The 12,068-nt window shown below is 36.7% G+C and carries 11 protein-coding genes; 6 read left to right on the top strand and 5 right to left on the bottom strand.

Annotation, left to right across the window (positions count from 1 at the left end):
• Window positions 1-131: 131 nt before the first annotated feature.
• The 4 genes from gldG to G9Q29_RS11885 form a co-directional block, all read right to left on the bottom strand.
• Window positions 132-1,817 carry a gliding motility-associated ABC transporter substrate-binding protein GldG gene (gene gldG / locus G9Q29_RS11900; protein WP_166137665.1) on the bottom strand — a complete coding sequence of 562 codons (1,686 nt, stop codon included), beginning with the start codon at window positions 1,815-1,817 and terminating at the stop codon, window positions 132-134.
• On the bottom strand, window positions 1,817-2,542 hold the full coding sequence (gene gldF / locus G9Q29_RS11895; protein ID WP_166137662.1) for a gliding motility-associated ABC transporter permease subunit GldF: 726 nt from the start codon (window positions 2,540-2,542) through the stop codon (window positions 1,817-1,819). The genes gldG and gldF overlap by 1 nt, the downstream gene beginning before the upstream one ends.
• A gap of 66 nt (window positions 2,543-2,608) precedes the next feature.
• Window positions 2,609-2,905 (bottom strand): putative quinol monooxygenase, encoded by a 297-nt coding sequence (locus tag G9Q29_RS11890; protein WP_166137660.1) that lies wholly within the window; start codon window positions 2,903-2,905, stop codon window positions 2,609-2,611.
• Between the two features lie 25 nt (window positions 2,906-2,930).
• Complete coding sequence (locus G9Q29_RS11885) at window positions 2,931-3,770, bottom strand: SAM hydrolase/SAM-dependent halogenase family protein (RefSeq protein WP_166137657.1); 840 nt, start codon at window positions 3,768-3,770, stop codon at window positions 2,931-2,933.
• A gap of 121 nt (window positions 3,771-3,891) precedes the next feature.
• Between G9Q29_RS11885 and G9Q29_RS11880 the strand changes: the two genes are divergently transcribed.
• The 5 genes from G9Q29_RS11880 to G9Q29_RS11860 all read left to right on the top strand — a co-directional run bounded on the left by G9Q29_RS11880 (window position 3,892) and on the right by G9Q29_RS11860 (window position 9,806).
• Window positions 3,892-4,401, top strand: coding sequence for a hypothetical protein (locus G9Q29_RS11880; protein ID WP_166137654.1), 510 nt, complete (start codon window positions 3,892-3,894; stop codon window positions 4,399-4,401).
• 21 nt (window positions 4,402-4,422) lie between these two features.
• Window positions 4,423-5,373 (top strand): PhoH family protein, encoded by a 951-nt coding sequence (locus G9Q29_RS11875; RefSeq protein WP_166137651.1) that lies wholly within the window; start codon window positions 4,423-4,425, stop codon window positions 5,371-5,373.
• A gap of 184 nt (window positions 5,374-5,557) precedes the next feature.
• Window positions 5,558-6,382 carry a Cof-type HAD-IIB family hydrolase gene (locus G9Q29_RS11870; protein WP_166137646.1) on the top strand — a complete coding sequence of 275 codons (825 nt, stop codon included), beginning with the start codon at window positions 5,558-5,560 and terminating at the stop codon, window positions 6,380-6,382.
• Between the two features lie 25 nt (window positions 6,383-6,407).
• The gene (locus G9Q29_RS11865) at window positions 6,408-8,753 is read left to right on the top strand and encodes a S9 family peptidase (protein WP_166137644.1); all 2,346 of its coding nucleotides are present in this window, start codon (window positions 6,408-6,410) and stop codon (window positions 8,751-8,753) included.
• 96 nt (window positions 8,754-8,849) lie between these two features.
• Window positions 8,850-9,806 (top strand): phosphoribosylaminoimidazolesuccinocarboxamide synthase, encoded by a 957-nt coding sequence (locus tag G9Q29_RS11860; RefSeq protein WP_166137642.1) that lies wholly within the window; start codon window positions 8,850-8,852, stop codon window positions 9,804-9,806.
• 207 nt (window positions 9,807-10,013) lie between these two features.
• Here the strand turns inward: G9Q29_RS11860 and G9Q29_RS11855 are convergent, their stop codons facing one another.
• Window positions 10,014-11,102 (bottom strand): M42 family metallopeptidase, encoded by a 1,089-nt coding sequence (locus G9Q29_RS11855; protein ID WP_166137641.1) that lies wholly within the window; start codon window positions 11,100-11,102, stop codon window positions 10,014-10,016.
• Window positions 11,103-11,183: 81 nt separating this feature from the next.
• Between G9Q29_RS11855 and G9Q29_RS11850 the strand changes: the two genes are divergently transcribed.
• Window positions 11,184-11,855: a DUF4294 domain-containing protein gene (locus tag G9Q29_RS11850; RefSeq protein WP_166137640.1), complete on the top strand. Its 672-nt coding sequence runs from the start codon at window positions 11,184-11,186 to the stop codon at window positions 11,853-11,855.
• Window positions 11,856-12,068 lie beyond the last annotated feature (213 nt).

The raw sequence follows: 12,068 nt of genomic DNA, 5'->3' as shown, positions 1-12,068 counted from the left end.
TATTAACATATTTCTTTAAAAAAAAGCTTTTCAAACTCTTGTTCTTGCTGTGGCTATCACCGCCACGCTATTGTTGGTTTTACTATTTTAAAAGTTGTTTGAATCAACTTAATAAGTCTTAGTATTTGATGCTAATTACTGTATGTTTTTTTACGAATGTAGGTAAATAACAGTCCAAAAACGAGCAATACCACAAGCGGCAATCCAATGGTGATTAACTGCGTTTGGGTATACGAGGCATATACTTTTTCTTTATCCAACAATGGCAACGTCAAGTCCTTGCTGCGAATGTTAATAAGTCCTGTATCGTCAAGTAAATAGTTTACACAATTGATCATAAAATCTTTATTATCATAGACATTTCCAGAGCGTTGGTCAAAACCTAGTTCTACTGGTTGGAAATTTTTATCTAACTGATTTTTAACTAAATCTCCATCCGAGATCACGATCATTTTAGTTGGTTTTCCATTGCCTTTAAAGTTATTTTGATCAAATGGCAGTACTCTATTTTCATAAACCGAGTGAAAGTCTCCTTCTAAAAGTACCGCAATCGGTAGGTTTCCTTTATTCAAATATTCTTGTGGAACGCTATTTTCGGCTACAATATTTAAGTTGACTTCGGCTGGTGTTCCTATTTTTTTCGAATAAGGTGATGATTGCAGTAAAACTGTTTTTTTGATGTCGTTTTTCAAAGTATCGATCGGATTGGCAAAGTCAAATTTGATTCCGCCTAAATTTTTCACAATCGGATGCGTGCTTGTTGGATACACTTGCGGTGCGAATTTCCAATTAAATTCTTGGTATTGTGTAGCCGATCCTTGCTCGCCCGAAGCCAGTTTAATTGGACTTCCTTGCTCGTCTTTTATTAAATCAGGATTGATTCGGAAACCGTATTTAAAAAACATATCGTTTAGTCCTAAATCGCGAGGGTAGGCCAATGTAGCGCCAGCATCATTATACAAACTATCCATTTCTGCAACCACTTGATCTACCAACCACAAGGTTTTCCCTCCGTTCATGATAAATTGATCAAGGACTTGTTTTTCAGAATCGGTAAAGGTTTCAGTTGGTTTAGCAATCACCGCCAAATCGTACTTTGTAAGTGCCTCTAAACTTGCAACGGGACTTTTGGCTACAGAGTCTAAAGTAAATGGTCCGATGTAATAGCTTTCACGTACTTGTAATAAAAATTTTGCCATCAAAATGTCCTGCAACTCGCCGTTACCTTTAATTACGGCGATTTTCTTTTGCTTGGCTTTGGTAATTTTATTCAAACCATCCGCAATTGAATATTCAAGGTGTTGCACAGAACCAATCACTTTTTGGGTAGTCGATGCGCCCATCATGTTTTTAAGCAAAGGAATATTCACCTCTTTGTTGTTATAAACGGCAATCGCCCAAGGAAATACCATGGCTTGTGATTGTTTTCCTTTATCGTCAACGGTAATGTTGATTGGCGTAAGGCCTTTGCGGTACAGCTCTTTAATGTTGTCCATACTGCTTTCTTCATTCTCCAAAGGATCAACAAATTCAAATACAATATTGCTGTTATAGGCTTGAAATTCTTCCAAAAGTTGTTTGGTTTCTACCTGTAATCTTTTGAATTCTGCGGGTAAATCGCCTTGCATATACACTTTAATTGATAGCGGATTATCAACTTGTTTTATGATTCCCAAAGAGGTTCGAGACAAGGTGTAACGTTGGTCTGCCGTTAAATCAAAACGCTGAAAAAACGAACGACTAAGTACATTGACGACAAGTACAATTGCTAAAACGAGTAGTACCGATTTGATGTTATTTTTTCTAAAAGATGTCATTACGATTTGAAAGATTTTAAATTAAAAACAGTAAACGAAAGGAATAGTACCGCAATGCTGCAAAAATAAATGATGTCTCTGCTATCGAGCACACCGCGGCTCATACTTTTAAAATGATCTTGCATTCCTAACGAGGCTACAAACGAAGATCCTACCGGTAAAATGGAGGAGAATCCTTCGAAACCGAAATAGAAAAAGAAGCATAAAAAAACCGCTACAATAAAAGCTACGATTTGATTATCAGATAGGGTAGAGGTGAAAATCCCAATGGCTGAATAGGCCGCAATGAGAAAAAACAACCCAAAATACGAACCAATTGTGCTCCCCATATCAATATTTCCTTCGGGTAAACCCAATGATGAAATGCTAAAAACATAGATAAATGTGGGTACGATTGCCAAAATAATTAAAGCAATTGCGCCAATAAATTTACCATTTACAATGCTCCAAACTGAAAGCGGTTTGGTTAGCAATAGCTCTAAGGTTCCTTGTTTTCGCTCATCAGAAAAACTGCGCATGGTTACGGCCGGAATTAAGAAAATCAAAATCCAAGGCGCTAGCGTGAAAAAGGGTGTTAGATCAGCAAAACCGGTATTTAAGATATTATATTCTCCTTCAAAAACCCATAGAAATAGGCCGTTGATTATTAAAAAAATAGCGATTACTAAATAACCTATCGGTGAGCCGAAAAAGGATTTAATTTCTCGTAAAATGATTGCTTTCATTTGATGTATTTAAAAATTGAAAAAAGTACAAATGTACCCTTGCTGTTCAACACTTAATAATTGATTTTATTGTAAAGAAGCTAGTTTATCAACGCTCCAAGCCTCTGGTTTGTCATTAAAAAAGGCTTTTGTGTATGCCCAAACTTCCTTAAAAAGAGCTGAGTTTCGATAGTTTTCTAAATCAGCTTCGCTTTCCCAATAACTGTAAGTAAAAAAAATACTCGGGTTGCTTTTATCTTGATACAATTCTAAAAAACGATTGCCCGGTGAATTGCGTATTTTGTGTTTTACTTCTTCAAAGTTGCTCAAAAAAGCGGGAATATGCTCTTGATGAAAACTTAATTTTACGATGCGTACGAACATGAATTATATTTTACAGTTTTTGATTTTATTTGTTTTCTGCTTTAAATTGAATGGTAATAACATCTCTGTAATTGAGTCCCAAAAGACTACTTGCTGAGCCCACTTTTGACGGATTACTTCTAAAGATGGCAATTTCTAAAAAACCAGCTTCGTTAAAAAGTGCTAATTTTTCCCCTTCGTATGATTTTATTGGATACTTGTCGGAGTGTGCCACTGCCGAATAATTGGGTAAAATAGTTTTTATGTTTTTAGTTTTTAAAACAATCTCGTAAGGTCTGCCTTTAGCGATTTCGATAAAATATTTTTTCGAGATATTGGTCACAACGTTGCCAAAATGGTCAATGTAAATTACGTGTCCTTTGATAGTATTGCCAGAATCGTTTGTGGTTGCTTCAAAATTAGTCAAAGGTTTTATTTGATTTATTTCGCGACCAATGACACTCAGAGCGCCGCCTTTTGCTAAATGGCAAGCCACTTTTACAAATACATCCAAATCGGTGGCTTCAGTAGGAAAACGATCGTGAATATTGATTTGAACAATTTTTTGTGGAACAATTTTTTGCGATAATATGCTTAAAATACCATTATCGGCTGCAATAAAAAAGTGATCGTTCCATTGCATTACAATATGCTGATTCTCTTTATTACGTTCAATATCTACACCAATAAGATGTACCGTTCCCTTGGGAAAACTGCTGTACGAGGCCTCAATTATGTAACTGGCTTCTAATGTGTTGAATGGGTCAATATCGTGCGAAATATCAATAATTTTAGCCTCTCCAAATTCAGATAAAATTTTCCCTTTCAATGCACCCACAAAGTGATCTTTCAAGCCGTAATCGGATGTAAGGGTAATTATTGACATAATTTTTTTTCTAACTATTACTGTTTTGTAATCTTAAATTTGCTTAAATTTGAGAAACGCAAAGCTAAAGTATTTTCAGCGTTATTTTAAATAGAATTTTCAATTTGAATCAGGTGTCAGTATGAAGCAAAAAGTTTTTCTTTTACTCTTTTTATGTATGTGCTTAAAATCGTGGAGCCAAACCTTAATATACAAGGGAAGTGGTACTGTTACCAACCAAAAAAATACAGTGTTAACCCCAAATTTGGTGCGTATTGCACTGGCCGAAAATCCAGATTTGTTGAAGGAGTACAACATAGGGCGACGCAAGAAAACAGTGGGTAATACTATGTTGTTAGCTGGTCCAGTGCTTGTGGGTGTTGGCGCAATGGCATATGTTATATCTAATTTTGATTCAGGTATGAATCCTGGCTATGATGAACCTAGAAACACAGTGCCCAAAATCATGATGGGTACAGGTTTGGCAGCAATGCTTTTTGCGATTCCAGTTAAAATTGGTTTTTCTAAAAAGATCAAAAATTCCATATCACAATACAATAATCGGCTAGGAACAACTTATGAAACAAATAATACTGATTTGGAAATTGTTGGTAACACAAATGGCATAGGTTTGCGATTAACTTTAAATTAAAACAACTAAATAAATTATCATTTGAACGAACGAATTATCGAGCTCATAGACATCGCTCCAAAAGAGTTTTGGGGCGCTCAAGACACTCATCTTGAAACTATTAAAAAATATTATCCCAAGTTAAAAATTGTAGCTCGCGGCACAACTATCAAAGCTTTTGGTGAAAAAGAAGTTTTAGACGAATTTGAAAAACGTTTCGAGCGCTTAATGCTCCACTTTACACGTTACAATAATATAGATACAAATGTTATTGAGCGAGTTATCATGGGTGATGCACAAGAGGACAGAAAGTTTCAAGCGCAGGACAAGATTTTGGTTCACGGTGTAGGTGGTAAAATAATAAAAGCCATGACGCCTAACCAGCAATTACTTGTTGATACGCTCGAGAAAAACGATATGGTCTTTGCGGTAGGTCCTGCTGGCACCGGAAAAACGTATACCGGTGTTGCCATGGCGGTTAAAGCTCTAAAAGAAAAACAGGTAAAAAGAATCATTCTGACTAGACCTGCCGTTGAAGCTGGCGAAAATCTCGGTTTTCTGCCTGGCGATATGAAAGAAAAACTAGATCCTTACATGCAACCTTTGTATGATGCTTTACGCGACATGTTACCCAATGAAAAATTAGAAGATTATATTCTGAAAGGAATTATTCAAATTGCTCCCTTGGCATTTATGCGTGGACGTACACTTGACAACGCCTTTGTAATTCTTGACGAGGCTCAAAACACTACGCATTCGCAAATGAAAATGTTTCTGACTCGTATGGGTAAAAGTGCCAAATTCATGATTACAGGTGATCCGGGTCAAGTCGATTTACCTCGCCGAACAATTTCAGGATTGAAAGAAGCCCTTTTGGTACTAAAAGACATTGACGGAATCGGAATTATTTATCTAGATGATAAAGATATTGTACGCCACCGTTTGGTTAAAAAAGTAATCGATGCCTATAAAATGATCGAGAACAACGATTAATTTTTTGGCAGTTATTATTGTGATAAAAAAGCGTTTTTGATTCAAAGTGGAATCAAAAACGCTTTTTGAATTTTAATAGTTTTCAATATTCCAATTTAAATTCGTCAATAAAAGCCGTTGCAATCTTTTTATTTCTATGAAAAATGCAATAAATTTGAAAAGAATAAAAACTTCTTTTTTACTAATGGGTTTACAACACAATATAAAAGTCGTGGTCACAGATCTCGACGGTACTTTATTAAATGAACACCACCAAATTGCACCCTACACCAAGAGTGTTTTTCTAGAGCTACACCGCCAAAATTTTTTAATTGTCATAGCAACAGGTCGCCATCATTTAGATGCAATGCCCATCGTATCCAAACTTGAATTGCCTTTTTATTTGGTTACCTCAAACGGAGCACGAATTCATGCACCCAATCAAGAATTACTTTTTTCGGTAAATATGCCCAGTGAGTCTGTTCAATCGCTTCTTTCAGTAGCAGTTGATCCTGAAATTACTACGGTGCTCTTTCGAGAAAAAGTCTGGTTGACAAATAAGCACAACGACAAACTAAATGCTTTTCAGCCAGAAGTTCATTACCACCCTGAATTAGTTGATTTTGCAACTCTTGAAGATTTTACGGCAATTAAAGTGTTTTTTACTCATCACAAACACAGCAAACTTTTAGAATTGCGGGAACAAATTTTAGAACAGCACGAAGGTCATTTCAGTCATGCCTTTAGTTTACCGTATTGCTTAGAGTTTATGGAGAAATCGGTAGATAAAAAGACAGCAATTGACAAAATCCTAGAATTAGAGAACTTGAAATTCGAAAATGTAATTGCGTTTGGTGACGGATACAATGATGAACAAATGTTATACGCTGCTGCTCAAGGAAAAATTATGAGCAATGCACCTGAAAGCCTTCAAGCCAAATTGGCTCATTTAGAAGTAATAGGAGATAATGTTCAAGAAAGTGTAGCAAAACATTTAAAAGAGCATATATTACTTCCAGTTACTAATTAAAAAACTGAACTAAAAAAAACGAACTATGATAAACAAAAAAATACTACTTCTTTTTGGAGTGCTTTGCTTTTCGTCCATGCAAGGGCAAAAGCTCAAAATGGAAGAAATCATGAAAGGCAATGGTTTTATTGGTGTTTCGCCAGAAGGAGAACGTTGGTCTGTTGATGGGCAACAAGTATTCTTTGAATGGAATCCCAATAACGAATTAGGAACTTCAACTTATTTCTGGAAAAAAGGAATGAGTAAGCCCGAATTAGCAACAGCAGCTCAAGCTAGTTTTTCGAGATTGGACTTAAAAAAAGCAGCTAACTCGGATTTACATTATTATTTAGACAAAGGGCGCTTGTTTTCGTACGATGCAAAATCGAAAACAACTAAGAAGCTAGTTCAAATGAGCACACCAATTGCAAACTTACAATTGGGTTCTGAGTCGGCCGTTTTGTTTTTCAGACAAGGAGATAATATTTTTCAATACAATCAAAAAGAAGGCTCTGTGGTGCAATTGACCAATTTCCGAAAAGGAAGAGGCGAGGAGCAAGTAACAGAAAAAGAATCGTTCTTGAAAAAACAACAAACGGAGTTGTTCCAATTTGTGAGAGATCAAGAGGCGTTGAAAAAATGGAACGCAGCCAAAGCAACAAAATCGGATTTTGCAAAACCTTATTTTTACGGAAAAAATACTTTAGGAAGTTTAAAAGCGCACCCAAAGGGAACTTATGCTACTTTTCGATTAGTGGAAGATGCGGAGCGAAAGTCGGAAAAGATGGAAGTTTTTATAACCGATGATGGGTATAACGATATCGAAAATACCAAAGAAAAAGTATCCACGGCCAATTTTGTGAATACCAAATTCGGAATTTACAACGTGGCCAAGGATTCCGTTTACTTTGTTAATTTTTCAAAATTAAGTCACATTCAAGATGTGCCTAAATATTTGGCTGATTATCCTGCTACAAAACCTTCTGATAAAAAGGATAAGTTAATCGTGGTACAAGAACCCGTTTACAATGACGAAGGAACTTTTGCGGTATTTGACATTCGCAGCCAAGACAACAAAGACCGTTGGATTGTAAGTTTGAATTTAGAAAACGGAACTTTTGAAGAAATAGAACACCAACATGACGAAGCTTGGATAGGAGGACCTGGAATTCCTTCGAACGCATTTGGCAGAGGAACATTGGGTTTTTTAGCAGATAATGAAACTATTTATTTTCAATCAGAAGCGACAGGTTATTCGCATTTGTACACTTATAATCTAAAAAGTAAAAATAAAACACAACTCACAAAAGGCAACTGGGAAGTTCGTTCTGCATTGTTAGCCAAAGACGAAAAGACTTTTTACTTGACTACCACAACAACGCATCCTGGAAACAGAAGTTTTTACAAATTAGATTCGAATAAACCAGTTTTACAGCCAATTTTGGTAAAAGATGGAGCGCACGAAGTATCACTTTCTCCTGACGAAAGTACTTTGTTAGTTCGCTATTCCTTCAAAAATAAACCTTGGGAATTATTTATTGGTCCAAATACTTCCAATCCAAAGTTGCAACAAATTACGAATTCAACTACATCAGCTTTCAACGGATACGCATGGCGCGAACCTGAAGTGATCACGATTACAGCACAAGATGGAACTCCTGTAAATGCTCGTTTGTACAAACCGGAGGTTGCAAATGCAAACAAAGCAGCGGTTATTTTCGTTCACGGCGCAGGATATTTGCAAAACGCACACAATTTTTGGAGTACGTACCACAGAGAATATATGTTTCATAACCTTTTGGTCGATTTAGGATACACTGTTTTGGATGTGGATTATCGAGGTAGCGATGGTTACGGACGTGATTTTAGAACCGGAATCTACCGTTTTATGGGAGGTAAAGATTTAACAGATCAAATAGATGGTAAAAAATATTTAATAAACAATTTAGGTATTGATCCAGCTCGAGTAGGAATCTACGGAGGTTCATACGGAGGGTTTATCACACTTATGGGAATGCTTACAACGCCGGGTGAATTTGCATCGGGTGCAGCATTACGCTCAGTTACAGATTGGGCACACTACAACCACGGTTACACAGGAAATATTTTAAATTTCCCTGAAACAGATCCAGAAGCGTACAAAAAAAGTTCGCCAATTTATTTTGCAGATAATTTAAAAGGTGATTTGCTCATGCTACACGGTATGGTAGATGATAATGTGGAGTACAAAGATATTGTGCGTTTGTCACAACGTTTCATTGAATTAGGCAAGAAAAAATGGAGTTTAGCTAGTTTTCCAGTTGAAGCACACGGTTTCAAGGAAACCTATTCTTGGGTTGATGAATACAGCCGAATCCTTGATTTGTTCAACAGCACCTTACTTAAAAAATAAATAAAAGCAAGTAAGTAAAGCTTCCGAGTTTTTCTTTGCGAAACTCTTTGAAATAGTTTTAAATTTGCATCCATAAAAACACACACAACAAACACAATGAGCAACACAATTACAACTACTGATTTTAATTTTCCGAACCAAAAATCGGTGTATCGCGGAAAAGTAAGAGAGGTTTACAACATCAATGACGATCTTTTGGTTATGGTAGCTACAGATAGGCTTTCGGCTTTTGATGTGGTTTTGCCAAAAGGAATTCCGTATAAAGGTCAAATTCTAAATCAAATTGCTACCAAATTTATGGAGCTTACTCAGGATATTGTTCCTAATTGGTTAATTGCAACTCCTGATCCTAATGTAGCAGTAGGTCATTTATGTGAGCCTTTTAAAGTAGAAATGGTAATTCGTGGTTATTTGTCTGGTCATGCAGCACGAGAATATGCTCTTGGCAAAAGAGAACTTTGCGGCGTAGCTATGCCAGAGGGTCTGAAAGAAAACGATCGTTTTCCGGAACCAATTATTACACCAACTACAAAAGCGGATAATGGAGAACATGATGCCGACATTTCTCGCGAAGCAATTTTGTCAAAAGGAATTGTAACTGAAGCCGATTATGTGGTTTTAGAAAAATATACGCGTGCTTTGTACCAAAGAGGAACTGAAATTGCAGCGAGTCGCGGATTGATTTTGGTAGACACCAAATACGAATTCGGGAAAACAAAAGATGGAATTATTGTTTTAATTGACGAAATTCATACGCCTGATTCTTCTCGTTATTTCTATGCTGATGGATACCAAGAGCGCCAAGACAACGGACAAGAGCAAAAACAATTATCAAAAGAATTTGTTCGTCGTTGGTTGATCGAAAATGGTTTTCAAGGTCAGGAAGGACAACAAATTCCGGAAATGACAGACGAATATATTGAAACAGTATCTGAACGTTACATTGAATTGTATGAGAATATTTTGGGTGAAAAATTCGTCAAAGCAGATATTACACAAATTGATGCACGTATAGCAAAAAATGTAAACGAATATTTATCAGCAAAGAGCTAAATCCTATTTTGTACTAAATATCAAAACGCCATTCAAAACTAAAATTTTGAATGGCGTTTTTTAGTAACGTATCTTTTGAGTTGTACAGAAAAAAAACTAAGTTCTGTATTGAATTCCGGTTTGCTAGCCCCGATAAAAGCGGCATCCTTTTGCTGGCTTCTTTAGCCAGGAAAAGATACAGCGGATAGCGGGATGAGCTCCTAAAAATTATTTGAAGTAAGAAAAAGTGTCTTCGTTCTCTAATTTTAGTAATGTTTCGTAAATCAATTTGATGACATTCTCAACATCGTCACGGTGTACCATCTCTACAGTGGTATGCATGTAGCGTAATGGTAATGAAATCAACGCCGATGCAACGCCGCCATTGCTATATGCAAAAGCATCAGTATCAGTACCTGTTACTCTCGAAGAAGCCAATCTCTGAAAAGGAATTTCTTTTTCAACTGCAGTGTTTAAAATAAGTTCTCTTAAATTGTTTTGAACTGCTGGAGCATAGGTTACAACGGGACCTTTTCCTATTTTGGTGTCTCCTTCAATTTTTTTGTCAATCATAGGAGTAGTTGAGTCGTGACAAACATCAGTTACGATGGCTACATTTGGTCTGATAGTTTTGGTAATCATTTCGGCACCGCGCAATCCTACTTCCTCTTGCACCGAGTTGGTAATGTACAAACCAAACGGAAGCTTAATATTGTTCTCATGCAGCAAGCGCGCTACTTCGGCAATCATAAAACCACCCATGCGGTTGTCAATAGCTCTACACACAAATTTGTTGCCGTTCAAAACTGTAAAAGTATCTGGGTAGGTGATCACGCAACCCACATGTACTCCAAGCGCTTCTACTTCAGCTTTGGTTTCGCAACCACAATCAATGAAAATATTAGTTAGTTTAGGAACTTCTTCCTTATCTCTCATACGGGTATGAATGGCAGGCCAACCAAAAACTCCTTTTACGATACCATTTTTAGTATGAATGTTAACGCGTTTCGACGGGGCAATTTGATGGTCTGAACCGCCATTTCGAATCACATAGATTAATCCGTCCTCAGTGATGTAATTTACATACCATGAAATTTCGTCAGCATGTCCTTCAATAACTACTTTATAAGGAGCATCAGGATTGATTACTCCCACGGCCGTTCCGTATGTGTCGGTAATAAAGGTATCCACATAAGGTTTTAAATAATCCATCCAAATGCGTTGCCCGCTGCTTTCGTATCCTGTAGGTGAAGCATTGTTTAAGTATTGTTCTAAAAAGGCCAAAGACGACTCCTTTAATATAGATGTACTGCTCATAAAATTATTTTTTTGCTAAATTATAAATTTGGCACTACACTTGCAGATATATTGCATAATTTTGATTTGAAATTTTTACCCATGAAACAAGTTTTTTTCCTCTTATTCTTTTTAATTGGTTTAGCGCCTGCTTTTAGTCAAGTAATACCAAAAGATACTACTCAAATCGGCTATGAGTTGGATGATGATTTTAATCCCAATGATACCATTCAACTTCCAGAAATCATTGTCTCGAAAGAGAAACTAGATCCGGAGGCAAAAAAACAGTTTTTACTCCTGCAAAACAGAGTGCTCAAAACTTATCCTTATGCCAAGTTGGCTTCGGAGCGATTGACTAACCTTAATATAGGTATGGCAAATTTAAAAACGAACAAGGAAAAGAAAAAGTATTTCAAGATAGTAGAGACCTATTTAACCAATGAGTTCGAGGCCAAGCTTAAAAAACTATCTCGCAAACAAGGTCAAATTTTAGTTAAGTTGATCCACCGCCAAACGGGTAATACAACTTATGAACTTGTCAAAAGCCTCAAAAGCGGTTGGAAAGCCTTTTGGTCTAACACCGCTGCCAGTTTATTCGATATCAATCTCAAGACCAAATACCAACCGTACACCGTAAATGAAGATTTTTTAATAGAGACAATATTGGTGCGCGCTTTTGAATCGGGCCGATTACAAAATCAAAAACCTGCACAACCTGTAGATTTTGATAATCTTAATGAGTCCTGGATAAACAAAGCTGCTAAGGCACAGTAGGGCTTTCCGCCCCTCTTGCTCTTGCCTTTTGGTAGGGCAAGATCAAGAAAGTCGTCGGGCTATGCGCTACAAGTCCTCGACACTCCCTCAAAACGGTCGTGTCTGTGGGCTTTCCGCTGCTATCCCTAACGCGAGCTTCACGTATGATAGACGAATTTTTCAATAGCTACATATATATAGACGAAAACAAAACTATAGTGAAGACTATATAAA

Source organism: Flavobacterium turcicum (assembly GCF_011365745.1).
Taxonomy (GTDB): domain Bacteria; phylum Bacteroidota; class Bacteroidia; order Flavobacteriales; family Flavobacteriaceae; genus Flavobacterium; species Flavobacterium turcicum.
This window is presented reverse-complemented; position numbering and strand designations above follow the sequence as displayed.

Bases quoted from the DNA above. Each gene is read 5' to 3' on its own strand.
- gldG (WP_166137665.1), bottom strand. From the start codon at position 1,817: ATGACATCTTTTAGAAAAAATAACATCAAATCGGTACTACTCGTTTTA.
- gldF (WP_166137662.1), bottom strand. From the start codon at position 2,542: ATGAAAGCAATCATTTTACGAGAAATTAAATCCTTTTTCGGCTCACCG.
- G9Q29_RS11890 (WP_166137660.1), bottom strand. From the start codon at position 2,905: ATGTTCGTACGCATCGTAAAATTAAGTTTTCATCAAGAGCATATTCCC.
- G9Q29_RS11885 (WP_166137657.1), bottom strand. From the start codon at position 3,770: ATGTCAATAATTACCCTTACATCCGATTACGGCTTGAAAGATCACTTT.
- G9Q29_RS11880 (WP_166137654.1), top strand. From the start codon at position 3,892: ATGAAGCAAAAAGTTTTTCTTTTACTCTTTTTATGTATGTGCTTAAAA.
- G9Q29_RS11870 (WP_166137646.1), top strand. From the start codon at position 5,558: ATGGGTTTACAACACAATATAAAAGTCGTGGTCACAGATCTCGACGGT.
- G9Q29_RS11865 (WP_166137644.1), top strand. From the start codon at position 6,408: ATGATAAACAAAAAAATACTACTTCTTTTTGGAGTGCTTTGCTTTTCG.
- G9Q29_RS11860 (WP_166137642.1), top strand. From the start codon at position 8,850: ATGAGCAACACAATTACAACTACTGATTTTAATTTTCCGAACCAAAAA.
- G9Q29_RS11855 (WP_166137641.1), bottom strand. From the start codon at position 11,102: ATGAGCAGTACATCTATATTAAAGGAGTCGTCTTTGGCCTTTTTAGAA.
- G9Q29_RS11850 (WP_166137640.1), top strand. From the start codon at position 11,184: ATGAAACAAGTTTTTTTCCTCTTATTCTTTTTAATTGGTTTAGCGCCT.